The following is a 22,626-nucleotide window of genomic DNA, read 5'->3' as shown; positions in this document are numbered from 1 at the left end:
ATTTGGAGCCGCTTCGCAGCTCAGCGGGAGCAAGCTCCCTCGCCACAGGGGAGATGTGATCCATGCATAACCCCTGTGCAGTAATCCCGGTCTATAACCACGAAACCGCCATCGGCACGGTGGTCGATGCGCTGCTCGCGCAACATCTGCCGTGCATTCTGGTGGACGACGCCAGCACGCCATCCTGCGCGAAAGTGCTAGATATTTTGGCCGAGCGCGACAACGTCTATCTGGTCCGCCTCACCGTCAATCAGGGCAAGGGCGGCGCGGTGATGACCGGTCTGCGCGAAGCTTCGCGACTGGGTTTCAGCCATGCCTTGCAGGTTGACGCCGACGGTCAGCACGACCTGCTCGACGTCGCCCGTTTCGTCGAGGCATCCCGCGCCCATCCGGAGGCGATGATCTGCGGTTATCCGCTGTTCGATGAAAGCGTGCCCAAGGGCCGTTTGTACGCGCGCTATCTGACCCACGTAATGGTCTGGATCAACACGCTGTCGTTGCAGATCCGCGATTCGATGTGCGGCTTTCGTGTCTATCCGCTGGCGCCGACGCTGGCCGTGATCGACTCGGCCAAGGTTGGCAAACGCATGGATTTCGACTCGGACATTCTTGTGCGTCTGGCCTGGCGCAATCAGCCGATGCGCTGGCTGCAAACCAGCGTGCATTACCCGCTCGATGGCGTCTCGCACTTCCGGTTGTTCCACGACAACGCACTGATTTCCAGCATGCACACGCGCCTGTTCTTCGGCATGTTGCTGCGTTTGCCGGTGATCCTCTGGCGGCGGTGGCGCCCATGACTGTCGAGGCCGACAAAAAGCATTGGGCCGACCGCGAGGAGCGCGGCAGTTTCCTGCTGATGAAATCCACCGCATTCGCTGCCAAGGTTCTTGGCCGGCGGCTGCTGAGCCCGTTGCTGTACGGCATCGTCCTGTACTTTTTCCTGTTCGGCCGCACCGCGCGACGCAGTGCCTGGCAATACCAGCAACGGCTGGCCGAGTGGAGCAACCGTGCAGACTTGCGCCCGAGTCATTGGCGGGTATTTCGCCAGTTCATGGCGTTCGCCGATTCGATGCTCGACAAGCTCGACGTGTGGAACGGCAAGATCCGCATCGAACAGATTGAAATCATCGACCCGGCCCTGCTGCGTAATCAATTGCGTGGCAGCCGTGGGCAACTGCTGGTTGGCGCACATCTGGGCAATCTCGAAGTGTGCCGGGCGCTGGCGGAGATCGGCGAAAAGGTCACCATGAATGTGCTGGTGCACACCAAGCACGCCGAGCAGTTCAACCGCTTGCTCGGCGAGGCCGGGGCGACCAATCTGCGTCTGATTCAGGTCAGCGAACTGGACCCGGTGATCATGCTGCAACTGCACGAACGCCTGGAGCGCGGCGAGTGGCTGGCGATTGCCGGCGACCGCGTGCCGCTGCACGGCGGACGCAGTGTGACCGTCGACTTTCTCGGCCATCCGGCGCCGTTCCCGCAAGGGCCGTGGCTGCTGGCCGGCCTGCTGAAATGCCCGGTCAACCTGTTGATGTGCCTGAAACAACCCGACGGCCACTATCGCCTGACCCTCGAGCCCTTCGCCGATGCCGTGACGTGGACACGCCGCGAGCGCGAGCAGGTCATTCATCAGTGGGCCACCCGCTATGCGCAGCGCCTGAGTCACTATTGCCTCGAAGCCCCGCAGCAATGGTTCAACTTTTACCCTTTCTGGAAGACCGATGACGACGCCAACCCATGAGCCGGTAACCTTCGGCGAACGCCCTTTGCGCATCGAAGACGTGCTGGCCCTGGCCAACCGTCAGGCGCCCGTGCAGTTGCAGAGCGACGCCGACTATCGCGAGCGCATCGCCAAGGGTGCGCGGTTCCTCGATTCGCTGCTGGACAAGGAAGGCGTGATCTACGGCGTGACCACCGGTTACGGCGACTCCTGCGTGGTCGCGGTGCCGCTGCATCACGTCGAGGCGTTGCCGCGTCATCTCTACACCTTTCACGGTTGCGGGCTGGGCAAACTGCTCGATGCGCAAGCCACCCGTGCGGTGCTGGCGGCGCGTTTGCAGTCGCTGTGCCACGGCGTGTCCGGAGTGCGGATTGAACTGCTGGAGCGTCTGCACGCGTTCCTCGAATACGACATCCTGCCGCTGATTCCCGAAGAAGGTTCGGTGGGCGCCAGCGGTGATCTGACGCCACTGTCCTACGTCGCCGCGACCCTGTCCGGTGAGCGTGAAGTGATGTTCCGTGGCGAACGCCGTCAATCCTCGGATGTGCACCGCGAACTCGGCTGGACGCCGTTGGTGTTGCGCCCGAAAGAAGCGCTGGCATTGATGAACGGCACCGCGGTGATGACCGGCCTCGCCTGCCTCGCCTATGCCCGCGCCGATTATCTGCTGCAACTGGCCACGCGCATCACCGCGCTCAACGTGGTGGCACTGCAAGGCAATCCGGAGCACTTTGACGAACGCCTGTTCGCCGCCAAGCCGCATCCGGGGCAAATGCAGGTCGCCGCATGGCTGCGCAAGGATCTGGCGATCGACGCACCGACCGCACCGCTGCATCGTTTGCAGGATCGCTACTCGCTGCGGTGCGCACCGCATGTGCTCGGCGTGCTGGCCGACAGCCTGAACTGGCTGCGCTCGTTCATCGAAACCGAACTCAACAGCGCTAACGACAACCCGATCATCGACGCCGAAGCCGAACGCGTGCTGCACGGCGGCCACTTCTACGGCGGGCACATCGCGTTCGCCATGGACAGCCTGAAAAATCTGGTGGCCAACGTCGCCGACCTGCTCGATCGGCAGCTCGCGCTGCTGGTCGACGAGCGCTACAACCACGGCTTGCCGAGCAACCTGTCCGGCGCTCCGGCGGATCGCGCAATGCTCAACCACGGCTTCAAGGCTGTGCAGATCGGCACCAGCGCCTGGACCGCCGAAGCGCTGAAAAACACCATGCCGGCCAGCGTCTTCTCGCGCTCCACCGAGTGCCACAATCAGGACAAGGTGAGCATGGGCACCATCGCCGCCCGCGACGCAATCCGTGTGCTGGAACTGACCGAACAGGTCGCCGCCGCCACCCTGCTCGCCGCCAACCAAGGCGTCTGGCTGCGGGGCCAGGCCGAAGACGCCCGACCACTGCCACCCGCGCTGGCTGCCATGCACGAAGCACTTGCCCAAGACTTCCCGCCGGTCATCGAGGACCGCGCGCTGGAAGGCGAACTGCGCCTGTGCCTGCAACGCATCGCCGCGCAACACTGGAGGCTGCATGCGTAGCGCCGGAGTGATTCACGCCGACACGGAAATCCTCGTACCGTTTTTCGACGTCGACACCATGCATGTCGTCTGGCACGGCCATTACGTCAAATATCTCGAAGTGGCGCGCTGCGCGCTGCTCGACAAGATCGGCCACAACTACAACCAGATGGTCGACTCGGGTTACGCCTGGCCAGTGATCGATCTGCAACTGCGCTACGTGCGCGGTGCGGTGTTCGGCCAGCGTCTGAACGTGCGCGCTAGCCTGGTGGAGTGGGAAAACCGGCTGAAGATCAACTACCTGATCACGGACGCGCAAACCGGCGAACGCCTGACCCGCGCCAGCTCGGTGCAAGTGGCGGTCGAAGTCAGCAGTCGCGAGATGCAACTGGCCTCGCCGAAAGTCTTCACCGATGCCGTGGAAAGGATGCTGTGATGAACCTGTTTTGCAAAAGTCTTGGCGCGCTGGCGCTGTTGGCCATATCGACACTGGCCAACGCCTTCGACCTGCAACAACTCAGCGAGCAACTGGCCAAACCGGACGTGATCCACGGCCAGTTCATTCAGGAAAAACACCTGCGCGCCCTGCCCCAGCCGCTGATCAGCAAGGGCAGTTTCGTCCTCGCGAAAAATCACGGCCTGCTCTGGCTGCTGAAAACTCCGCTGCAACAGGATTACCGCATCACTGCCAAAGGCATCGCCCGGCGTGACGGCGATGGCTGGCAACTGCTGCCGAACAAGAGCGCCGGGGCCGAGCAGAACCGCTTGTTCCTCGCCGTGCTGCAAGGTGACAGCAGCGGCCTGCAACGGGACTTCGAACTGGCCCTGAGCGGCGATGCGCAACAGTGGAAACTGACCCTGACGCCACGCTCATTGCTGCTCAAGCAAGTGTTCAATCAGATCAACATCGACGGCGGCGCTCTGGTGCAAACCATTGAACTGCTGGAAACCCAGGGCGACAGCACGGTGCTGCGCATGCAGAACAGTACCGCCGGCCAACCGCTGAGCGACACGGAGCAACATGACTTTGCCGAGTGAACGCAGGCTGCCCTGGCTGTTCCTGATTCTGCTGCTGGCGGTTGTCGCGCTGGCCGGCTGGCAATGGCGCGACGGTGCGCCACTGTCGGCGAACCTGATGGAACTGGTGCCCGGCACCCATCCTGACGCCCTCGAACTGCGCGCCGAACAACGCATGCAGGAACCGCTCAACCGCGAAATGCTGGTGCTGGTCGGCCACGCCGATCGCCAGCAAGCGGTAGCCATGGCGCAGACGCTGGGCGAGCAATGGCAGGCCAGTGGACTGTTCGAAAAAGTCCAGTGGAACCTGCAAGCCGATCTGCCAGCCTTGCGCACGCAATTGTTGCAAGGGCGGCTGGCGATGCTTTCGGCGGATGACCGGCAACTTCTCACCGAGCATCCCGATGGGTTTATTCAACAACGGGTGCAGGCACTGTTCGACCCTTTTACCGGTTTCAGCCTGGTGCCGAGCCAGGATGACTGGCTGGGCCTGACCGGGCGTATCCAGAACAGCCAGCCGAAACACGGCGCGGTGCAACTGGATATCGGCAGCGGCGCATTGGTCGCCGATGCTGACGGCAAGAGTTGGGTGCTACTGCGTGCACGCACCACCGGCAATGCTTTCGACATGAACCTACCGTTGCAAGTCGCCGCCCTGCTGCAACACAGCCGTGAGCAAGCGGCGCAATCAGACGTGCAGTTGCTGGCCGCCAGCGGTTTGCTCTACGCGGCCAATGGTCAGCAGCAAGCGACCCGTGAAATGACTTGGGTCGGGGGCGGCGCGACGATCGGTATTTTGTTGCTGTTGTTGCTCGCCTTCCGCCGCTGGCGCGTGTTGCTGGCGTTCGTGCCGGTGCTGGTGGGCATGTTGTTCGGCGCGGTTGCGTGCGTGGCGCTGTTCGGCCACATGCACGTGATGACGCTGGTGCTCGGCTCCAGCCTGATCGGCGTGGCGGTGGATTACCCGTTGCACTATCTGTCGAAGAGCTGGAGCCTCAAGCCGTGGCGCAGTTGGCCAGCCTTGCGCCTGACGCTGTCCGGGCTGACCCTGAGCCTGCTCACCAGCACCATCGGTTATCTGGCGCTGGCGTGGACGCCGTTCCCGGCGCTGACGCAAATCGCCGTGTTCTCCGCGGCAGGGTTGCTCGGTGCCTATCTGTCAGCCGTGTGCTTGCTGCCGGCGCTGCTGAAAAACGTCGAACTGCGCCCGGCGCAATGGCCGCTGCACCTGGCTGAGCGCATGGTCAATCTGCGCGAGAAGCTGCTCGAACGCGTGCGTACCCCGGTGTTGCTGGCGCTACTGATCGCCTTCTGCGCCGGCGGTCTGGTGCAACTGCAAAGCAAGAACGACATCCGCCAATGGGTCGGCGCACCGCAACGTCTGACCGATGAAGCGCAGACCATTGCGCGCATCACAGGCTATCAGCCGACCAGCCAGTTTTTCCTCGTGCGTGCGGCCAATCAGCAAGAATTGCTGGAGCGGCAAGCGGCGCTGAGCGAGCGTCTGGAACAACTGGTCAATCTCGACAAGCTGCAAGGCTATCTCGCGCTGGATCAACTGGTCAGCCCGCCAGGCCAGCAACAGCAAGTGCGCGATGCGCTGAACAAACTGCCGCAGTTCTGGCAGCCGCTGCTCGACCTCGGCGTACCCCTCGCTGCGCTGCAAACCGAGCTGCAACAGTTGCAGGCACTGCCGACCGAGGACATCGACGCTGCGCTGGCCGGGCCGCTCGGCGAACCGTATCGCACGTTGTGGCTCGGCCCGACCGAGGACGGCGTCGCGGCGATGACCAGCCTGCAAGGCCTGAATAATCCGTCGTTGCTGCGGGTGCAGGCGCTGGATCTGCCGGGGGTGATGCTGGTGGATCGTCTCGGCGATCTGAACAATGTTTTCGCCGCGACGCAGATCAGCGCCGCCGAACTGAAACTCGCCTCCTGCGTGTTGATCGTGCTGGTGCTGATCCTGCCATTCGGTTTCGGCGGCGCGCTGCGCATCGTTGCCCTGCCGTTGCTGGCTGCACTGTGCAGTCTCGCCAGTCTCGGTTGGCTGGGGCAACCGCTGACCCTGTTCAGCCTGTTCGGCCTGCTGCTGGTGACGGCGATCAGCGTCGACTACGCGATTCTCATGCGCGAGCAGGTCGGCGGTGCAGCGGTAAGTCTGCTCGGCACCTTGCTGGCGGCTGTGACGACTTGGCTGTCGTTTGGTTTGCTGGCGGTTTCCAGCACGCCGGCCGTGAGCAATTTCGGCTTGTCGGTGAGCCTCGGTCTGGCGTTCAGTTTCATGCTCGCGCCGTGGGCCGGCCGACATGAGCATGCGGCGCCTGTAGCGGAGCCGGCAGCATGATGGTCATCGGTTTCTGGTTGCTGGCGTTGGCGTTGTTCGCCGTCGCCACCCGTGTCGGTCGACATTTCGGCCTGATCCCGATCGTCAGCCAGTTGCTGTTGGCCAGCTTCGGTTTACCGCTGTTGATGTACTTCTGGATTGAGCCGGGCTGGCAGCTCAGCGGCGCTGAACTTATCGCGCCAGCGTGGCTGAAAAACCTCTACAGCCTGAGTTTTGCCTTGCTGCTCGGGCATATTCTCAGCGATGTGATCGACCTGCGACTGGATCGTCAGAGCGTGAAAATCGCCGTGCCGAGTTTCGCCGTACCGTTCGCCTGCGGTCTCGCGGTCGCGTATTGGCTGCTGCCGGCGCAACCGTGGCTCAACTCACTGGCCATCGGCCTGGTGTTCGCGATTACCGCGATTCCGGTGCTGTACCTGTATCTGCGTCACATCGATTACCCGCCCGCCGCCACCCGACGCCTGGTACAGACCGCGATCCTGATCGACCTGACCTGCTGGACGTTGTTCGGCCTCGCCCAAGGCAGTCTGCACCTGAGCAGTCTTTTGCTGCCGCTGGGTTTCGCTTGCGTGCCCTTGCTGCTGTGCCTGTTCGGTGTGCGCCGCCCACTGACTTACAGCCTCGGCTTCTTTGCCCTGCTGGTGATGGCCGAGCACTACAAACTCAACGCGCTGATTTTCGGCATCGGTTATCTGCTGTGCATGGCTGCGTTGAAAGTGCCGCTGGTGCTGCCATTGCCAGCACGCTGGATGAGCCGCTTGCAGACGTGGTTGGCGATTCCGCTGATCCTCACCTTTGGCATTGTGCAGATTGACGTGCACAGTGCCCTCGCCAGCCTCGGCCCCGCTCAATGGGCCGCGCTGCTGATGTTACCGATTGCCAGTAAACTCCTCGGCAACTGGCTCGGCCTCGGTTGGGCCGGTGCCTCGTTCGAAGGTGCCAGCCGCTGGCGCGAAAGTGTGCTGTTGAACATTCGCGGCCTCAGCGAAATCGTCTTTCTCAACTTGCTGTTGCAACAACAGCTCATCACCCCGGCGCTGTACTTCGCGCTGATGCTGATGGGCCTGATCGCGACGCTGCTGCCGGCCCTGATCGGCCTGCATCGCGCGCCCCAGAAACACACCGCCATTGCGCCCGGGAGTTCACGTGCCAACCGTTGAAATGCAACGTCGTCAGGTAGTGATCATCGGTGCCGGTCCGTCCGGCGCCATTGCCGCTGCGCTGCTCAAGCGCAAGGGCCACGACGTGCTGGTGATCGAGCGCCAGCACTTCCCACGCTTTTCCATCGGCGAAAGCCTGCTGAGTCATTGCCTGGATTTCGTCGAAGAGGCCGGCATGCTTGAAGCGGTGAACGCCGCCGGATTCCAGCGCAAGACCGGGGCCGCGTTTGCCTGGGGCGAGCGCTACAGTGCCTTTGATTTCGGCGATACCTTCAGCGACGGCAAACCGACCACGTTCCAGGTGCAGCGCGCCGACTTCGACAAATTGCTGGCTGATCAAGCGGCGCTGCAAGGCGCCGAGATCCGCTATGGCGATGCCATCGTCAGCGTCGATTTCGAGCGGGCAAAACCGCGACTCGATGTGCGCCGTGAAGACGGCAGCGAATATCGCATCGAGGCGGATTTCGTACTCGATGCCAGCGGCTACGGCCGCGTGTTGTCGCGCTTGCTCGACCTGGAAGCGCCGTCGAATTTCCCGGTGCGTCAGGCAGTTTTCACCCATGTCGAAGATCACATCGACAACCCGGCTTTCGATCGCGAAAAAATCCTTGTCACCACCCATCCACACCATCGCGATATCTGGTTCTGGACGATCCCGTTCAGCAACGGCCGCTGCTCGGTCGGCGTGGTCGCTGCGGCCGAGCACTTCAACGGTCGTGATGCCGACCTCGACGCTTGCCTGCGCGGTTTTATTGCCGAGACGCCAAGCCTCGCTGGCGTGTTGAACAAGGCCGTGTGGGATACCCCGGCACGCACCCTCGGCGGGTACGCGGCCAACGTCAAAACCCTGCACGGCCCGGGCTTCGCGCTACTGGGCAACGCGGCGGAGTTTCTCGACCCGGTGTTCTCTTCCGGCGTGACCATCGCCATGCGTTCGGCGAGCATGGCGGCGGCGGTGCTGCACCGTCAGTTGCAGGGTGAAACGGTCGATTGGCAAAGCGAATTCGCCGAGCCACTGAAGCGCGGCGTCGACACCTTCCGCTGCTACGTCGAAGGCTGGTACGCCGGGACCTTTCAGGACGTGATTTTCCATGAAAACAGCCAGCCGGAAATCCGCCGGATGATCTGCTCGATCCTCGCCGGCTACGCCTGGGACGAGCGCAACCCGTTCGTCAGCGAAGCGCGTCGCCGCTTGAAGATGATTTCCGAACTTTGTGCAAAGGACGCCCCATGAGTTACCTGAGCGACAGCTACGTCGAGGAAACCCGCTTCGGTTTCTGGTTCCTGCGCAGCCACACCTGGCAGCACCATGTGTTGCGCGTGGCGATCAACGATCTGCGCGGCTTGTTCAGCGAGTCGCTGCCGGCGAACCCGGTGTTGCTGGACGCCGGTTGTGGTCAGGGCAAGTCGTTCCGACATCTGCGCCAGACCTTCGCGCCACAGCGTCTGATCGGCGTCGATGCCGACCCACACAGCCTGAAGTTGAGCGGCGAAGAGGCGGCGCGTCAGGGTCTGGAGGTCGAATTGATTGGCAGCGATTGCGCGACGCTGAAGGTGCCGGATGCGAGTGTCGATCTACTGTTCTGTCACCAGACCTTTCATCATCTGGTCGAGCAAGAGAAAGCCCTCGCCGAGTTTTATCGGGTGCTCAAACCGGGCGGCTATCTGCTGTTCGCCGAGTCCACCGAGGCATACATTGATACGTGGGTGATTCGCTGGTTGTTCCGCCATCCAATGCATGTGCAGAAGAGCGCTGCGCAGTATTTGCAGATGATTGGCGAGCAGGGTTTCGAATTCGGCGAACGGAACGTTTCATACCCGTATTTGTGGTGGAGCCGGTCCAAGGACTTTGGCTTGTTGGAGCGGTTCGGGTTGCGCAAGCCGAAACCGTTTGGGCAGCGGGAAGAGACGTTGGTCAACGTCGTCGCGCGCAAGCCGCTTGAAGGTGCCGTCTGATGTACCGCATTCGACCTGTACAACCCAAAACCTGTGGGAGCTGGCTTGCCAGCGATAGCGGTGTGTCAGTCAGCGTGAATGCTGGATGTGCCGACGCCATCGCTGGCAAGCCAGCTCCCACAGGATTTCTGGTGTGGCTGATGGTGTTATTTGCCTTGTTGGGTGGTTGCGCCAGCCAGGCGCCCCTGCCTGCGAGCAACCCGACCTTGCCATTGCCATTGCAACTGCACGTCGAACGCAACCTCGCCGATCAGCGCCAGGACTGGCTATTGGTGATTCAGCGCGAAGGCCCCGGCATTCGCTGGTCGATGATGGACCCGCTGGGTATTCCTCAGGCCCGTCAGCAACTGATCGATGGACACTGGCAGGCCGACGGTCTGTTGCCGCCCAATCCTGAAGCCCGGGAGCTGTTCGCCGCATTGCTGTTCGCCCTGACTCCGTCCGGCGAGCTGTTGCGCAATTATCCCGCCGCGCAGCAACAGGCCGGGCAGCGCTCGCTGCCGCCGCGCTGGGCGATCCGTTATACGCAACCGTTGAGCTTCGAATTGAACCTGCCCCAAGGCCCGCACTATCGGGTTTCCCCCCTCGGTGAACCGACGCCATGACTGCCTACCTCAATGCCCTCGGGGTGATCTGCGCCCTGGGCCGCGACAAGCATCAAGTCGCGCCGAACCTGTTTGCCGGCGACTGCTCGGGCATGCGCCGCGAATCCGGCTGGGTGGCCGGGCGCGAGTTGCCGGTGGCGGCGGTGCACGGTGAGTTGGCGGCGGTTCCGGCCGAACTGGCGGACCAGAGCAGCCGCAACAATCAACTGCTGCTGGAAGCCGCACTGCAGATTCGCGCTGACATCGATCGGGCGATCCAGACCTACGGCCGCGAGCGCATCGGCGTGGTCCTCGGCACCAGCACCTCGGGTATCGACGAGGCCAGCCGCGGTCTGGCGCACTATATTCGCGAGCATCAGTTCCCCACCGAGTATGACTATCGGCAACAGGAACTCGGCGCCCCGGCGAACTTTCTTGCCGACTGGCTGCAGCTCAGCGGCCCGGCCTACGTGATTTCAACGGCCTGCACTTCCAGTGCACGGGCCTTGATGAGCGCACAGCGTCTGCTCGACCTGGGTCTGTGCGACGCGGTGCTGTGCGGCGGGGTCGACAGCCTGTGCAAGCTGACGCTCAACGGTTTCAGCGCGCTGGAGGCGGTGTCCGACGAGCGCTGCAATCCGTTCTCGGCCAACCGCAACGGCATCAACATCGGCGAAGCGGCGGTGCTGTTCGTGATGAGCAAGCTGCGTGGTGACGGCCCGGCCATCGCGCTGCTCGGCGCCGGTGCCAGTTCCGATGCTCACCACATCTCGGCCCCGGAGCCGAGCGGTCGCGGCGCCCTGCAAGCGATGCAAAAGGCGTTGAGCCGCGCGCAACTGCAAGCCCCACAGATCAACTATCTGAACCTGCACGGCACCGCGACCCAGCACAACGACGCCATGGAAAGCCTTGCAGTCGCCACACTGTTCCCGGGCGGCGTAGCCTGCTCGTCGACCAAACCCATGACTGGTCACACGCTCGGCGCGGCCGGGGCACTGGAAGCGGCGTTCTGCTGGTTGAGCCTGAGCGCTGACAACCCGGCACACGGCTTGCCGCCGCACGTCTGGGATGGCCAGGCCGATCCCGGCCTGCCGCCGCTGAAGTGGGTGACCGCGAACGAACGCCTGACGTCCATTGCACCCCGCTACCTGATGAGCAACTCGTTTGCCTTCGGCGGCAATAACGTCAGCCTGATTATCGGAGACGCCCCATGACCGACTGGCCGCTCGCCGACCTGCTGCCCCACGCCGGCGACATGATTCTGATCGACAAGATCGAAAGCTTCGACGATGAACAGATTTACACCCGCCTCACGGTCAAGCCTGACGGCCTGTTCAACCTGCCCGACGGCAGCCTGCCGGCGTGGGTCGGCATCGAGTTGATGGCGCAGAGTGTCGCCGCATTTGCCGGTTGCCACGCACGCCTGAAAGGCAATCCGGTGGAACTGGGTTTCCTGCTCGGCACACGCAAGTTCGAGTGCAACGTCGACGCATTTCCGGCCGGCAGCGAGTTGACTGTCCACGGTATCCGCTCGCTGGAAGACGACAACGGCATGGGCGTTTTCGAATGCCATATCAACGCGCCGGGCATTGAAGTCAGCGCCCGGTTGAACGTGTTTCGCCCGCCCCAACCGTCCCAATATCTGCAACAAACACAGGAGTCGAACGATGACTGAATCCGTACTGGTCACCGGCTCCAGCCGTGGCATCGGCCGCGCCATCGCCCTGCGTCTGGCGCAGGCCGGGCATGACATCGTCGTGCATTGCCGCAGCGGCATTGCCGACGCACAAGCGGTGCAGGCCGAAATCGAAGCACTGGGCCGCAACGCACGTGTCCTGCAATTCGATGTTGCCGACCGCGAAGCGTGCAAAAGCATTCTTGAGGCCGACGTCGAAACCCACGGCGCCTATTACGGCGTGGTGCTCAACGCCGGCCTGACCCGCGACGGAGCGTTTCCAGCGTTGAGCGACGACGATTGGGACGTGGTACTGCGCACCAACCTCGACGGTTTCTACAACGTTCTGCACCCGGTGATGATGCCGATGATCCGCCGCCGCGCCGCCGGTCGGATCGTCTGCATCACCTCGGTGTCGGGTTTGATCGGCAACCGTGGCCAGGTCAACTACAGCGCCTCGAAGGCTGGCGTGATCGGCGCGGCAAAGGCATTGGCGATCGAGTTGGGCAAGCGCAAAATCACGGTTAACTGCGTCGCGCCGGGCCTGATCGACACGGCGATGCTCGACGAAAACGTGCCGGTGGAAGAACTGATGAAAATGATCCCCGCGCAGCGCATGGGCACCCCTGAAGAAGTAGCCAGTGCGGTGAATTTCCTGATGTCGGCGGAAGCCTCGTACATCACCCGCCAGGTGCTGGCGGTCAACGGAGGCTTGTGCTGATGAAGCGCGTCGTCGTCACCGGCATGGCCGGCATCACCTCGCTGGGCAGCGATTGGCAGACCATCGCCGGCAACTTCGCGGCCAACCGCAGCGGCATCCGCCGGATGGACGAGTGGGACCGCTTCAGCGAACTCAACACCCGTCTGGCCGGGCCGATCGATGACTTTGTCGTCCCGGCGCACTGGACGCGCAAGCAACTGCGCAGCATGGGCCGGGTGTCGCGGCTGGCGGTCGGCGCGGCGGAACAGGCGCTGGCCGACGCCGGTTTGCTGGGTGATGAGTCGATCAAGGACGGGCGCATGGGCGTGGCTTGCGGTTCGTCCACCGGCAGCACCGACGAGATCAAGGCGTTCGGCAACATGCTGCTCAACTCGGTGGCCGAGGGCCTCAACGCCAACTCCTATGTGCGGATGATGCCGCACACCACGGCGGCCAATATCAGCATCTTCTTCGGCCTCACCGGGCGTCTGATCCCGACGTCCAGCGCCTGCACCAGTGGTAGTCAGGGCATCGGCTACGCCTACGAAGCAATCAAGTTCGGCCGCCTGCCCTTGATGCTCGCTGGCGGCGCCGAAGAGCTGTGCCCGACCGAAGCCATGGTCTTCGACGCGCTGTACGCCACCAGTCTGAAAAACGACGCACCGCAAACCAGCCCACGCCCCTACGACAAGGGCCGCGACGGTCTGGTGATCGGTGAAGGTGGCGGCATGCTGGTGCTCGAAGAGCTGGAACACGCCCTCGCTCGCGGCGCGCACATCCATGCCGAGATCGTTGGTTTCGGCAGCAACGCCGACGGCCAGCACACCACGCGCCCGGAACAGATCACCATGCGCCGCGCCATGGAGCTGGCCCTGGAAGATGCCGGGCTGACACCGGATGCCATCGGTTATGTAAATGGTCACGGCACCGCTACAGAACAGGGCGACATTGCCGAAACACTGGCGACCAGCAGTTTGTTCGGTGAGCGCATGCCGATCAGCTCGCAGAAGAGTTTTCTCGGCCACACGCTCGGGGCGTGCGGGGCACTGGAGTCATGGTTCAGCATCGAGATGATGAATCGCGACCTGTACGTGCACACGTTCAACCTCGACGAGGTCGATCCGCACTGCGGCAAGCTCGACTACCTGCGCGGCGAATTCCGCCAGATGCATCACGAATACGTGATGAACAACAATTTCGCTTTTGGTGGCGTCAACACCTCGTTGATTTTCCGCCGCTGGCACTGACCGCAATACCTTTGGAGTGAAGGGAATGACTCAGTTTCACCGCATCGCCGCCCTGTTGGCCCTGGCCTTCGTCCTCGGCGGTTGCACCAGCAAACCGGTGTACAACGCCAAGGAAGAGTTTTCGCCAGACCTCGGCTTCACCCAGTCACAGATGAGCCGCGCCATCGTCACCGCGCTGAACGACCGCCAATGGGTCGTGCAGTCGGTACGCCCGGGCATGATCAAAGCCGCGATCACCGTACGTGGCCGCCACCACGCCGAAGTCGATATCCCGTTCACCCCGACCTCGTTCGAAATCGACTATCGCAGCAGCTACGGCCTCGACGCCAAGGACGGCAAGATCCACGGCAACTACAACCGCTGGGTCAACCGCCTGCGTGACAACGTGCTCAAAGAACTGTCGATCAACCCGGACATCGAAGCGGTGAACAACCTGGGCATCATCAAACAGGGTGCGGACGAACCGACTTACCTGAGCTTTCGCGAAGGCGTCAAACGCGCCACCGACGCCGGCCTGCTCGACGGCAGCGTGAAGTTCTACCTGGCCGGCGAAACCCTGCCGAAACAAGTGCGCAAACTCGACACCGTCAGCAGCAGCCGCAAAACCAACGGTTCGAACAAATCCGACGAAGACGCCTGCTTCTGGGCCCTGCAATCGGCCCTCGCGACCCTGCAGAACGCCGCGAAAAAAGCCGACGCCAACGCCGTGATCAACATCGCCAGCGTCGACCAGCGCGACCTGTACAAAGACACCGAAAAATTCCAGTGCCGTGCGGGGCTGGTGGTGTCGAGCGTGGCGTTGCGTGGTGACCTCGCCCACGTTGATTGATTGAGCTGTAGAAACGACAAAGGGCGCCTTTCGGCGCCCTTTCACAAACAGGTTGGCTTGTCATCGCCAGTTACCTGTCTGGCTCTGCGATGGCTGGTTGCCCAGGATCCCCAGAGTCTCACAAGCCCCTTTCGGGAACGCTGGCAGTATTGCCCGAAAAACAGGCAGGGACAACGGCTGGCATTTGGCCTCAATGCGCCACTGCATCTGCCATTACAGTCCCAACGCCCGTCTGACTGCAGTTTTGATGGCGTAGAACTCGTCTGTTGCAAGATGTGAGATCAGGTAAACGCGCTTGCCTTGACGATCCCGACTTTTGATTCGATCAAGTCGCGAAAGGCTGACTGTCGCAACCATATCGCACTTTGCCCAACAGGTTGGACTGGCTCCGTGAAGGTGGCTTGCGAGTTCAAGATGATGGTCGAGCAAGCGCTCCGGAGCAGTGGTACTCAGCGGCACCACCGTCACCAGCAAGCTATTCGTTCGGTGCTTGCGTATCACAACGACAGGCCTGACTTTCACCATCTCAGGTACTTCATGCCCCCTGAAATCGCAAATCAGAACGCTGCCCTCCCTAGGCTGGTATCGAAGTGGCATCCGTGACACTCATTCAAGAAAAAACTGATCCTGCCCGACAGCAGCAATTTCCCCAACGGCAGTTCCGTAACTCGAAATGTATGGCTGCAAATCACTCACACCGAACACCTTCACCAGCAACATCTACACTCGCTCAAGCAGGCCACTCCCCTTAACGCCTGCCAGAACGGCGAGCCATCATCAGTCGAGCACTCGCTGCTCTCTTTCACCGTCAAGGAGATGACCATGCAAGTGAAAGCCCTGATCGCCGCCACGCTCTTCAGTCTGCTGCCCAGCGCCAGCCATGCCACCAATCTGATGTACATGCCCTTCGAAACCGTGCTGTCGGACGCCATTCGCGCCGGGCGGCTGGATGGCAGTGTGAAGTTTTATCTGGCCGGGAATGGGCCGCAGGGTACTCAGCGGTTGTTGCAGCGCGATGTGATCAGCGACCTGAAGACCAATGGTTTCAACAAGAGTGATCACGATTCCTGCGAGTGGGTGTTGCAATCGAACCTGATCAAGTTGCAAGCCGAGGCCAAGCGGGTCGGGGCGAATGCGGTGGTCAATATCGTCAGTTATTACGACCGGCATGTGCGCAAGGATTTGAATACTTACGAGTGTCGGGCGGGGATTTTTGTGACTCGGGTGGCGTTGAAGGGGGATTTGGTGCGGTTGCCCTGAGCGTTGTGGTGATTGGACGGACGTCATCGCTGGCAAGCCAGCTCCCACAGGTTTCGTTTGTGTTCACATCCTCTGTGTCCATCCACAATCATGTGGGAGCTGGCTTGTCGGGTCGCCGCATCGCAGCGATTGGCGGCGCAGCCGTCAGGCTTGTTCGACCTTGCGCGTGAGCAGTTCGACAAACGCCTTGGCCATCGGCGATTTCTGATCCTTGCGCTGCACCAGCCACACCGCTGAAATCGCCTCCGGATCGAGCAGCGGCCGATACACCACACCGTCGATGCGCATGCGTTGATAGGACGCCGGTAGCACCGAAACGCCCAGCCCCGCCGCCACCAAACCAATGATCGTCATCGCTTCCCCCGCTTCCTGGGCAAAGTGGGGGCTGAACCCGGCATCGCGGGCCAGGCTGAGCAGTTGCGCGTAGAGGCCGCTGCCGTAACTGCGCGGGAAGAACACAAACGGTTCCAGCGCCAGCGCCGAAAGAAACAGGCCATCCTCGCTGCCTTGAGCCAACGGATGCTTGGCGCTCAGTACCGCCACCAAAGGTTCGCGCATCAACTCGACCACACTCAAGGAATCCGGCAAACCCAGCGGACGCATGATGCCGACCTCGATTGATTCGTCCACCAGTGACTCGGCCACTTGGGTGCTGCTCATCTCACGCAAGTTCAGGTGCACCGCCGGAAAGCGCTGACGGAAAGAGAAAATCGCCTGCGGAATGGTCGAGTTGAACGGCGCCGATGAGGTGAAGCCAATCTTCAATTCCCCGAGCTCACCGAGTTGCGCACGCCGGGCGACGTCCGCCGCTTTGTCGACCTGTGCCAGCACCAGCCGCGCCTCTTCCAGAAACAACCGCCCTGCCTCACTCAACTCGACCCGACGATTGGTCCGTTCGAACAGCCGTGCGCCCACCTCTTGCTCCAGCGCCTGAATCTGCTGGCTCAGCGGCGGCTGAGAAATCCCCAGCACCTGGGCGGCGCGGCCAAAGTGCAATTCTTCGGCAACAGCGATGAAGTAGCGCAGATGACGCAATTCCATGGAAACCCCATTAGGTCGTTAAAGCTATCAAACAGGTCGAACAATATATTGGATAGAAACATTAGCCAGCTATATGATTTTTTCATTGCCTGCCTGGCCGTGCCCTCCGAGGTCTGAAGTGAAAACAGCTGTCGCGCCCCTTGCCCATGAAGTCCCGCCTGCAGCGGCCGACGATGTCGTCGCCGAACTGCAAGAGATCTACATCGAAAAAGGCACGCCGATGTTCATGCGCACGGTGCTGGCGCTGTTCAGTGGCGGATTTGCGACTTTTGCGCTGCTGTACTGCGTGCAGCCGATGATGCCGCTGCTGTCCCACGAGTACGGGATCAACGCGGCGCAGAGCAGTCTGATCCTCTCGGTGGCCACCGGCATGCTCGCCATCGGCCTGCTGATCACCGGGCCGATTTCCGATCGGGTCGGGCGCAAACCGGTGATGGTCACCGCGCTGTTCGCCGCAGCCCTGTGCACCATGGCCAGCGCAATGATGCCGAGTTGGGAAGGCGTGTTGATCATGCGCGCGCTGATCGGGCTGTCGTTGAGCGGTCTTGCGGCGGTAGCGATGACTTACCTGAGCGAAGAAATTCATCCGCAGCACATTGGCCTGGCGATGGGTTTGTACATTGGCGGCAACGCGATTGGCGGGATGAGCGGTCGTTTGATCACCGGGGTGCTGATCGACTTTGTCAGTTGGCATACGGCGATGCTGGTGATCGGCGGTCTGGCGTTGATTGCAGCGGCGGTGTTCTGGAAGATCCTGCCCGAGTCGCGCAACTTCCGCTCGCGCTCGCTGCACCCGCGCAGCCTGCTCGACGGCTTCACCATGCACTTTCGCGATGCCGGGTTGCCGCTGCTGTTTCTTGAAGCGTTCGTGTTGATGGGTGCGTTTGTCACGCTGTTCAACTACATCGGCTATCGCCTGTTGGCCGCGCCGTACAACCTCGATCAGGTGTTCGTCGGTTTGCTCTCGGTGGTGTACCTGTCGGGCATCTACAGCTCGGCGAAGATCGGCTCACTGGCGGACAAACTGGGGCGGCGCAAGGTGTTGTGGGCGACCATTGCGCTGATGTTCGTCGGTCTGGCACTGACGATGTTTACACCGCTGTTGCTGGTCATCGTCGGCATGCTGATTTTCACCTTCGGCTTCTTTGGTGCACATTCGGTGGCGAGCAGTTGGATCGGTCGGCGGGCGTTGAAGGCCAAGGGACAGGCGTCCTCGCTGTATCTGTTCAGCTATTACGCCGGTTCGAGCATCGCCGGGACGGCGGGTGGGGTCTTCTGGCACCTTGGCGGCTGGAACGGCATCGGTTTGTTCATCGGCGCGTTGTTGCTGATCGCGCTGCTGGTCGCACTGAAACTGGCGAAGCTGCCACCCCTGACCGGCACGACTATCTGAGTAGCAACCGCGCCTCCAGCAGATTGTCGCGCGGTTCAAGCGTCAGCGAGTGCAATACCACACCGCCACGCTCAAGCCTGTCCAGCCAGAGTAGCAAAGGCTCGGGCGGGCCAGTGAGGGTCAGGCGAATCTGCTCGTTGTCGCTATCCATTTGCTGAACGTCAAGCCCCGCCGTGGCGAGGCTATCGCTGATCCGTAATGACAATGGCTGACTCGCATCGAACACGGCACCGCTTGGTGGCTGAGCGCGATTCAGTTGAATCGCAAAAGTCTGTTGCTGACGATATAGGCGCTCGGCCGCTTCCAGCCGTTGCACGCTCGGTTGCCAGAGCCACATTAACATTGCGCCGCCAAGGCAACCCGTCGCCAGAAAAAGTATCAGGTTGCGCTCACGACCTGACAGCCGTCGCCATCGTTCAAGGAACATCACAGACCTCATACGCCAGCCTCACACGTCAGTGCCGCCGTCACCCGATCGCCGATCTTGCTGGCGCCATCAATCTTGATCGCCAGACCTTGCTGACGCCCGCGCTCACGCAACTGCTCAAGCTCGGCGAAACCGTTGGCCGTCAGTTGGACTTTCCAACCATCGCCCTCGCCAAACTCGATGCGCCTGACCTCCACCTGACTGGCGCCAATCACCTGTTCGATCAACCTGACCAGCGCCGCAACCCGGGTGTCACGGGACTGCGCTGGCACACTTTGAATCGCCTGCATCTGTGCGGTCAGATCGAGGATTTGCGCGTGCTGGGGATACAGCGTTTGAAAGCGCAGCTCATTGTGCTCGGCGAGTCGCCGGGTTTCGTCGTCAAGGAAACGGAACCGCGTTTCGCTGGCGCCCACACCCAGCAACAACAGGATCAGCAATACTGCCGAGAACGCACGCCACGGCAGCGGCGAATGCCGCAAGGCGAATTCGCCATGCCGCAGATTGATCGCTTGTCGAAAACCTTCCGCCAGCAATAACCGATCATCCGGCTCATCGACCCAAACCATGCTCTCGGGCAACACACCTTTCAACGCCAGCAATCCCTCCTCTGTCACTGCAAGTCGGGCCGGTAACGCCCCGCCCAGCAACCAGCGCCCGAACCAGCGGACACCAGCAGGCTGATTCATTGGCAACAAATCGGCATCGACGAACACCGAGCGCACTTGCAGACCACTTTCGGCGAGCAACGACAAAACGGCCGCCAAGCGCTCGCGAGCGATGACCATCAACGGATAACGTCGCTCGCCATCCGCTTGACCCATGCTCAAATGCACATTGTCGAGCACTTCGCCAAGCTGCTCTTCGACGGCAAACGCAAGCGCCTGCGCGGTCGGCGCACGTCGCCCGGGCCAGGGTTCGCTGCGCAGCCAGCTGCAAGATTCGATGGGCAGCAACAGGTCGATTTTTTTCCCGTGCAGCACTTGTACCGCTTGGTGCAGCGACATCGTTTGTTGTTCGCCGGCGTGCGACCACAGGCAACAAGGCCAGTCGGACGACAGGTGCGCAAGCCCTTCGGCGGTCAGGTAAAGCCAGTTTTTCATTGCGTTATCTCGATGCCGCGGGAAGGAAGCAAACGGCGTTGCAGGACTTTCAATCGGGCGGTTTTCGTGACGAATTCGACATCAGTGTTCAGCGTCACCACCTGCTGTTCTTGCACCACGCGTACGGTGATGCGATGCCAGCGGCTGTCGACGCCGAGCCCATGTGTATTGATTCCGATATCGGCGATCAAAGGGTCGGCGCTAAACGCCTGAACGCTGTGCCAGGAGGTCGTCGAACGTTGGCGAACAAGGGCGTCAGCCACATCCGGTTCCAGCTCGAGCACACGCAGCAACAACGCCGGTGCCGTGTTGACATTCAGCGTCGCATCCGTGGGCAGCAGCGCCACCCACGGTTCCAGACGCCGCAGCATTGGTGCGTCGAAACCTGGCAGCAAACGTAATTGGCTCACCTCGGATAACTGGCCAATCTGGCTCGGCTGCAGCGCAGGCAGCTCCAGCAATTCGAGCAACCGCGCCCAGCGCTCCAGCGTCACCGCATCAATCTGCCCCTGATGCAGCAATGCGTTGAGATTGAAACGCGCCGACAGGTCTTCGATGTACACCTCGACTTGCGTGTCTTCGCGGCCCAGTTCAGGAATGTCTTGGGGCCAGTCCAGGAGCATCTCGGCATGGTTTTGCTGATCCACAACAGCCTTGTGCAAACGCCGCAGCGCCCAGACCTCTCCCTCCACCGCCCACTGACGCAAGTGCAGGGTTTGCAGCTGTTGCGCGCTGCTCTGCAACGACATTCGGTGGCTACGCAACATGCCACTGGTGATCAGCAAGGCGAGACTCAGCACCAGCATCACGCTGATCAACGCCAGCCCTTGTTGCCGGTGTTTCATGGCAATGCTCCCGGCAGCAAAAGTACCCGGCGAATACCGTCATAGCGTCGGGTCGAGACCAGAAACTCCAGCGTCAAAGGTGTGCCCGCAGAACCACCGAGCAACCGCCAGCGCAGATCGACAACCTCCTCCAGCAACTTCTGCCGCTGTACGGTCAGCGATCCTTCGGCGCGGCTCTCTCGCCACAGCACACTGTCGAGCAGGCGATATGTCAGCTCCTGGCGTTCGCTGCGTGGTTGATCCAGTGGATTGCGCCAGTTGCTGCGTTGCACACTCAGTTGCCCGGCACTCAAGACGATAGGCTGTTCGGTGACGTGCAGCAGATCGCGCTCGATCACCGCGACTGCCCGTTGCAAACTTCTGAAGCCGCGCTCATGGCTCGCCGTCGCGTGTTGCACGCGCACCACGCTGTCGAACAGGCGCCAACTGGCGAGACCGAGCAGAGCGAAAATCGCCATTGCGATCACCAGTTCCAACAAGGTGAATCCGCGCTGGTTATTCATGGCGGCCCTGCAACCGCGCAGACGTGCGGTACAACAGTTGATCGCTGTCGCCGAGACTGACTTCCAGCTCCACCGTGAACAGCCCCGGCATTTCGCCCACGCGCAGATATGATCGAAGGCGCCAGTCGCGGCGATCCATGTGCACAATCTGCTGCTGTTGTCCGGCGACCCAGTCGTTTTTCAGGCGCAACTCATTTAGATGATTATCCGCAAGCCACGCGGCGAAAAGCCGTTGCTCAGCGGCGCCGCTCTGCTGCACCACGTAACGGCTCGCCGACAATATCGCCGCTGCGAGTACGGCGAAAATCGTGAGCGCGACCATGACTTCCAGCAGCGTGAAACCTCGCATGCGAGTGATCGTCGGTCGGTCACTCATCGAGTGAGACCTCACTCAAACCATCCGAAGACAAATTCGCCCAAACTCGCTCACGAGTTACTAGAAACATGGTAAATGCGCTGATTTCATCACTGCTGAGAATCAACAATTGCGGCAGCTGCGCACTGTTCGCCAAGCGCACCGGCAGGCCCTCCACAGTAAGTCGCGGCTGCAGTTCCGGCGGCCATGCTTGCAAGGGCAGCAACGGCTGCCAGCCTTTCTCGCCGAGCTGGAGAACGCGATAACCTTCCAGACTAAAACCCACACCAAACTCCCGCCCTTCCAGCACTGCCCGTTCGCGAAATTGCTCGATCAGCCGAGCCAGCCGGCTCGCCTCCTGCCGCGCCACTTGCGCCGGATTGGTCCCGCCCACCAGGCCGACCATACCCAGCAACACGCCGATCAGCACCATGACCACCATCAATTCCAGCAAGGTGAAACCCCGGCAGCGCTGGCGCATCAATCGATGGCCCAGTTGCCGATATCGGCGGCGTGGCCTTCACCGCCACTGACGCCATCGGAGCCCAGCGAATACAAGTCGTAACCGCCACCCGCCGCACGCGTACCGGGGTTGAGGTACTGGTACGGCGTACCCCAGGGATCGCGCGCCAGACTTTTCAGATAACCGGCAGGGTTCCAGTTACGTGCCGCCGGTGTCCCGGAGGGGCGCTTGACCAACGCTTCGAGGCCCTGCTGCGTCGTGGGATATCGCGCGTTGTCGAGGCGATACATCTCCAGCGCCGTGGCGATTGCTTGAATATCGATCTTCGCCGCCGTGGTTTTCGCCTGATCCGGCCGGCTCATGAATTGCGGCACGACAATTGCGCCAAGGATGCCGATGATCACCACCACGACCATGATTTCGATCAGGGTGAAACCGCGCTGCGCGGCCGATGTTTTTCTGTGCAAAAGAGCCATGGA

The 22,626-nt window shown here is 61.7% G+C and carries 26 protein-coding genes; 17 read left to right on the top strand and 9 right to left on the bottom strand.

Going from position 1 to position 22,626, the window contains the following annotated elements:
• The first annotated feature begins 62 nt into the window (after positions 1–62).
• From ACVVH8_RS02340 to ACVVH8_RS02270, 15 genes are read left to right on the top strand one after another with little or no spacing between them, the layout of a single operon-like run.
• Entirely contained in the window at positions 63–797 is a 735-nt protein-coding gene (locus tag ACVVH8_RS02340; protein ID WP_475228293.1) for a glycosyltransferase family 2 protein, read from the top strand.
• A complete protein-coding gene (locus ACVVH8_RS02335; protein WP_475228291.1) occupies positions 794–1,741 on the top strand; it encodes an LpxL/LpxP family acyltransferase in 948 nt (315 codons plus the stop codon). Before ACVVH8_RS02340 ends, ACVVH8_RS02335 begins: the two co-directional genes overlap by 4 nt.
• Entirely contained in the window at positions 1,722–3,266 is a 1,545-nt protein-coding gene (locus ACVVH8_RS02330) for an HAL/PAL/TAL family ammonia-lyase (RefSeq protein ID WP_103305417.1), read from the top strand. The genes ACVVH8_RS02335 and ACVVH8_RS02330 overlap by 20 nt, the downstream gene beginning before the upstream one ends.
• Positions 3,259–3,681, top strand: coding sequence for an acyl-CoA thioesterase (locus ACVVH8_RS02325; protein WP_103305418.1), 423 nt, complete (start codon positions 3,259–3,261; stop codon positions 3,679–3,681). The genes ACVVH8_RS02330 and ACVVH8_RS02325 overlap by 8 nt, the downstream gene beginning before the upstream one ends.
• A complete protein-coding gene (locus ACVVH8_RS02320; protein WP_103305419.1) occupies positions 3,681–4,283 on the top strand; it encodes an outer membrane lipoprotein carrier protein LolA in 603 nt (200 codons plus the stop codon). Before ACVVH8_RS02325 ends, ACVVH8_RS02320 begins: the two co-directional genes overlap by 1 nt.
• Entirely contained in the window at positions 4,267–6,606 is a 2,340-nt protein-coding gene (locus tag ACVVH8_RS02315) for an MMPL family transporter (protein ID WP_475228288.1), read from the top strand. Before ACVVH8_RS02320 ends, ACVVH8_RS02315 begins: the two co-directional genes overlap by 17 nt.
• Positions 6,603–7,766 carry a cation:proton antiporter gene (locus ACVVH8_RS02310; protein WP_475228286.1) on the top strand — a complete coding sequence of 388 codons (1,164 nt, stop codon included), beginning with the start codon at positions 6,603–6,605 and terminating at the stop codon, positions 7,764–7,766. The genes ACVVH8_RS02315 and ACVVH8_RS02310 overlap by 4 nt, the downstream gene beginning before the upstream one ends.
• Complete coding sequence (locus ACVVH8_RS02305; RefSeq protein ID WP_103305422.1) at positions 7,753–9,000, top strand: NAD(P)/FAD-dependent oxidoreductase; 1,248 nt, start codon at positions 7,753–7,755, stop codon at positions 8,998–9,000. Before ACVVH8_RS02310 ends, ACVVH8_RS02305 begins: the two co-directional genes overlap by 14 nt.
• The gene (locus tag ACVVH8_RS02300) at positions 8,997–9,722 is read left to right on the top strand and encodes a class I SAM-dependent methyltransferase (protein WP_475228283.1); all 726 of its coding nucleotides are present in this window, start codon (positions 8,997–8,999) and stop codon (positions 9,720–9,722) included. Before ACVVH8_RS02305 ends, ACVVH8_RS02300 begins: the two co-directional genes overlap by 4 nt.
• Positions 9,722–10,327, top strand: a complete 606-nt coding sequence (locus ACVVH8_RS02295) for a hypothetical protein (protein ID WP_177431435.1) — start codon at positions 9,722–9,724, stop codon at positions 10,325–10,327. The genes ACVVH8_RS02300 and ACVVH8_RS02295 overlap by 1 nt, the downstream gene beginning before the upstream one ends.
• Entirely contained in the window at positions 10,324–11,520 is a 1,197-nt protein-coding gene (locus tag ACVVH8_RS02290; RefSeq protein WP_475228281.1) for a beta-ketoacyl-[acyl-carrier-protein] synthase family protein, read from the top strand. The genes ACVVH8_RS02295 and ACVVH8_RS02290 overlap by 4 nt, the downstream gene beginning before the upstream one ends.
• Positions 11,517–11,981, top strand: coding sequence for a hotdog family protein (locus ACVVH8_RS02285; RefSeq protein WP_213027313.1), 465 nt, complete (start codon positions 11,517–11,519; stop codon positions 11,979–11,981). Before ACVVH8_RS02290 ends, ACVVH8_RS02285 begins: the two co-directional genes overlap by 4 nt.
• Positions 11,974–12,702, top strand: a complete 729-nt coding sequence (locus ACVVH8_RS02280; RefSeq protein ID WP_213027312.1) for a 3-ketoacyl-ACP reductase FabG2 — start codon at positions 11,974–11,976, stop codon at positions 12,700–12,702. The genes ACVVH8_RS02285 and ACVVH8_RS02280 overlap by 8 nt, the downstream gene beginning before the upstream one ends.
• Positions 12,702–13,928, top strand: coding sequence for a beta-ketoacyl-ACP synthase (locus ACVVH8_RS02275; protein WP_103305427.1), 1,227 nt, complete (start codon positions 12,702–12,704; stop codon positions 13,926–13,928). The genes ACVVH8_RS02280 and ACVVH8_RS02275 overlap by 1 nt, the downstream gene beginning before the upstream one ends.
• Positions 13,929–13,953: 25 nt before the next feature.
• Positions 13,954–14,757 carry a hypothetical protein gene (locus ACVVH8_RS02270; protein ID WP_315445309.1) on the top strand — a complete coding sequence of 268 codons (804 nt, stop codon included), beginning with the start codon at positions 13,954–13,956 and terminating at the stop codon, positions 14,755–14,757.
• A gap of 213 nt (positions 14,758–14,970) precedes the next feature.
• Here the strand turns inward: ACVVH8_RS02270 and ACVVH8_RS02265 are convergent, their stop codons facing one another.
• Positions 14,971–15,354 carry a type II toxin-antitoxin system PemK/MazF family toxin gene (locus ACVVH8_RS02265; RefSeq protein WP_213027310.1) on the bottom strand — a complete coding sequence of 128 codons (384 nt, stop codon included), beginning with the start codon at positions 15,352–15,354 and terminating at the stop codon, positions 14,971–14,973.
• Between the two features lie 225 nt (positions 15,355–15,579).
• On the opposite strand from ACVVH8_RS02265, the gene ACVVH8_RS02260 reads away from it, so the two are divergent.
• The gene (locus ACVVH8_RS02260; protein WP_103305430.1) at positions 15,580–16,017 is read left to right on the top strand and encodes an excinuclease; all 438 of its coding nucleotides are present in this window, start codon (positions 15,580–15,582) and stop codon (positions 16,015–16,017) included.
• Positions 16,018–16,161: 144 nt separating this feature from the next.
• Here ACVVH8_RS02260 and ACVVH8_RS02255 read toward each other — a convergent pair whose 3' ends face one another.
• Complete coding sequence (locus ACVVH8_RS02255; protein WP_103305431.1) at positions 16,162–17,058, bottom strand: LysR family transcriptional regulator; 897 nt, start codon at positions 17,056–17,058, stop codon at positions 16,162–16,164.
• Between the two features lie 118 nt (positions 17,059–17,176).
• Between ACVVH8_RS02255 and ACVVH8_RS02250 the strand changes: the two genes are divergently transcribed.
• On the top strand, positions 17,177–18,451 hold the full coding sequence (locus ACVVH8_RS02250; RefSeq protein ID WP_103305432.1) for an MFS transporter: 1,275 nt from the start codon (positions 17,177–17,179) through the stop codon (positions 18,449–18,451).
• Here ACVVH8_RS02250 and gspM read toward each other — a convergent pair.
• From gspM to gspG, 7 genes are read right to left on the bottom strand one after another with little or no spacing between them, the layout of a single operon-like run.
• Positions 18,444–18,878, bottom strand: coding sequence for a type II secretion system protein GspM (gene gspM, locus ACVVH8_RS02245; protein WP_475228278.1), 435 nt, complete (start codon positions 18,876–18,878; stop codon positions 18,444–18,446). The two genes, ACVVH8_RS02250 and gspM, sit on opposite strands and share 8 nt — an antisense overlap.
• Before the next feature lie 8 nt (positions 18,879–18,886).
• The gene (gspL, locus tag ACVVH8_RS02240; RefSeq protein ID WP_475228276.1) at positions 18,887–19,981 is read right to left on the bottom strand and encodes a type II secretion system protein GspL; all 1,095 of its coding nucleotides are present in this window, start codon (positions 19,979–19,981) and stop codon (positions 18,887–18,889) included.
• Complete coding sequence (locus ACVVH8_RS02235) at positions 19,978–20,826, bottom strand: type II secretion system minor pseudopilin (protein ID WP_475228274.1); 849 nt, start codon at positions 20,824–20,826, stop codon at positions 19,978–19,980. Before ACVVH8_RS02235 ends, gspL begins: the two co-directional genes overlap by 4 nt.
• Positions 20,823–21,329 (bottom strand): prepilin-type N-terminal cleavage/methylation domain-containing protein, encoded by a 507-nt coding sequence (locus ACVVH8_RS02230; protein WP_213027306.1) that lies wholly within the window; start codon positions 21,327–21,329, stop codon positions 20,823–20,825. Before ACVVH8_RS02230 ends, ACVVH8_RS02235 begins: the two co-directional genes overlap by 4 nt.
• Positions 21,322–21,705, bottom strand: a complete 384-nt coding sequence (gspI, locus tag ACVVH8_RS02225) for a type II secretion system minor pseudopilin GspI (RefSeq protein WP_103305437.1) — start codon at positions 21,703–21,705, stop codon at positions 21,322–21,324. The genes ACVVH8_RS02230 and gspI overlap by 8 nt, the downstream gene beginning before the upstream one ends.
• Positions 21,698–22,165 carry a type II secretion system minor pseudopilin GspH gene (gspH, locus tag ACVVH8_RS02220; protein WP_213027304.1) on the bottom strand — a complete coding sequence of 156 codons (468 nt, stop codon included), beginning with the start codon at positions 22,163–22,165 and terminating at the stop codon, positions 21,698–21,700. The genes gspI and gspH overlap by 8 nt, the downstream gene beginning before the upstream one ends.
• On the bottom strand, positions 22,165–22,623 hold the full coding sequence (gene gspG / locus ACVVH8_RS02215) for a type II secretion system major pseudopilin GspG (protein WP_103305439.1): 459 nt from the start codon (positions 22,621–22,623) through the stop codon (positions 22,165–22,167). The genes gspH and gspG overlap by 1 nt, the downstream gene beginning before the upstream one ends.
• Positions 22,624–22,626: the final 3 nt, after the last annotated feature.

It is taken from the genome of Pseudomonas trutticola BRTCR10 (assembly GCF_056155105.1).
Note: the sequence above shows the minus strand (reverse complement) of the source record. Positions and strands in the feature narration are given on the sequence as shown.

Coding starts and splice junctions, on each gene's coding strand:
- ACVVH8_RS02340 (WP_475228293.1), top strand. CDS start 63: ATGCATAACCCCTGTGCAGTAATCCCGGTCTATAACCACGAAACCGCC.
- ACVVH8_RS02335 (WP_475228291.1), top strand. CDS start 794: ATGACTGTCGAGGCCGACAAAAAGCATTGGGCCGACCGCGAGGAGCGC.
- ACVVH8_RS02330 (WP_103305417.1), top strand. CDS start 1,722: ATGACGACGCCAACCCATGAGCCGGTAACCTTCGGCGAACGCCCTTTG.
- ACVVH8_RS02325 (WP_103305418.1), top strand. CDS start 3,259: ATGCGTAGCGCCGGAGTGATTCACGCCGACACGGAAATCCTCGTACCG.
- ACVVH8_RS02320 (WP_103305419.1), top strand. CDS start 3,681: ATGAACCTGTTTTGCAAAAGTCTTGGCGCGCTGGCGCTGTTGGCCATA.
- ACVVH8_RS02315 (WP_475228288.1), top strand. CDS start 4,267: ATGACTTTGCCGAGTGAACGCAGGCTGCCCTGGCTGTTCCTGATTCTG.
- ACVVH8_RS02310 (WP_475228286.1), top strand. CDS start 6,603: ATGATGGTCATCGGTTTCTGGTTGCTGGCGTTGGCGTTGTTCGCCGTC.
- ACVVH8_RS02300 (WP_475228283.1), top strand. CDS start 8,997: ATGAGTTACCTGAGCGACAGCTACGTCGAGGAAACCCGCTTCGGTTTC.
- ACVVH8_RS02295 (WP_177431435.1), top strand. CDS start 9,722: ATGTACCGCATTCGACCTGTACAACCCAAAACCTGTGGGAGCTGGCTT.
- ACVVH8_RS02290 (WP_475228281.1), top strand. CDS start 10,324: ATGACTGCCTACCTCAATGCCCTCGGGGTGATCTGCGCCCTGGGCCGC.
- ACVVH8_RS02285 (WP_213027313.1), top strand. CDS start 11,517: ATGACCGACTGGCCGCTCGCCGACCTGCTGCCCCACGCCGGCGACATG.
- ACVVH8_RS02280 (WP_213027312.1), top strand. CDS start 11,974: ATGACTGAATCCGTACTGGTCACCGGCTCCAGCCGTGGCATCGGCCGC.
- ACVVH8_RS02275 (WP_103305427.1), top strand. CDS start 12,702: ATGAAGCGCGTCGTCGTCACCGGCATGGCCGGCATCACCTCGCTGGGC.
- ACVVH8_RS02270 (WP_315445309.1), top strand. CDS start 13,954: ATGACTCAGTTTCACCGCATCGCCGCCCTGTTGGCCCTGGCCTTCGTC.
- ACVVH8_RS02265 (WP_213027310.1), bottom strand. CDS start 15,354: ATGCCACTTCGATACCAGCCTAGGGAGGGCAGCGTTCTGATTTGCGAT.
- ACVVH8_RS02260 (WP_103305430.1), top strand. CDS start 15,580: ATGCAAGTGAAAGCCCTGATCGCCGCCACGCTCTTCAGTCTGCTGCCC.
- ACVVH8_RS02255 (WP_103305431.1), bottom strand. CDS start 17,058: ATGGAATTGCGTCATCTGCGCTACTTCATCGCTGTTGCCGAAGAATTG.
- gspM (WP_475228278.1), bottom strand. CDS start 18,878: ATGTTCCTTGAACGATGGCGACGGCTGTCAGGTCGTGAGCGCAACCTG.
- gspL (WP_475228276.1), bottom strand. CDS start 19,981: ATGAAAAACTGGCTTTACCTGACCGCCGAAGGGCTTGCGCACCTGTCG.
- ACVVH8_RS02235 (WP_475228274.1), bottom strand. CDS start 20,826: ATGAAACACCGGCAACAAGGGCTGGCGTTGATCAGCGTGATGCTGGTG.
- ACVVH8_RS02230 (WP_213027306.1), bottom strand. CDS start 21,329: ATGAATAACCAGCGCGGATTCACCTTGTTGGAACTGGTGATCGCAATG.
- gspI (WP_103305437.1), bottom strand. CDS start 21,705: ATGAGTGACCGACCGACGATCACTCGCATGCGAGGTTTCACGCTGCTG.
- gspH (WP_213027304.1), bottom strand. CDS start 22,165: ATGCGCCAGCGCTGCCGGGGTTTCACCTTGCTGGAATTGATGGTGGTC.
- gspG (WP_103305439.1), bottom strand. CDS start 22,623: ATGGCTCTTTTGCACAGAAAAACATCGGCCGCGCAGCGCGGTTTCACC.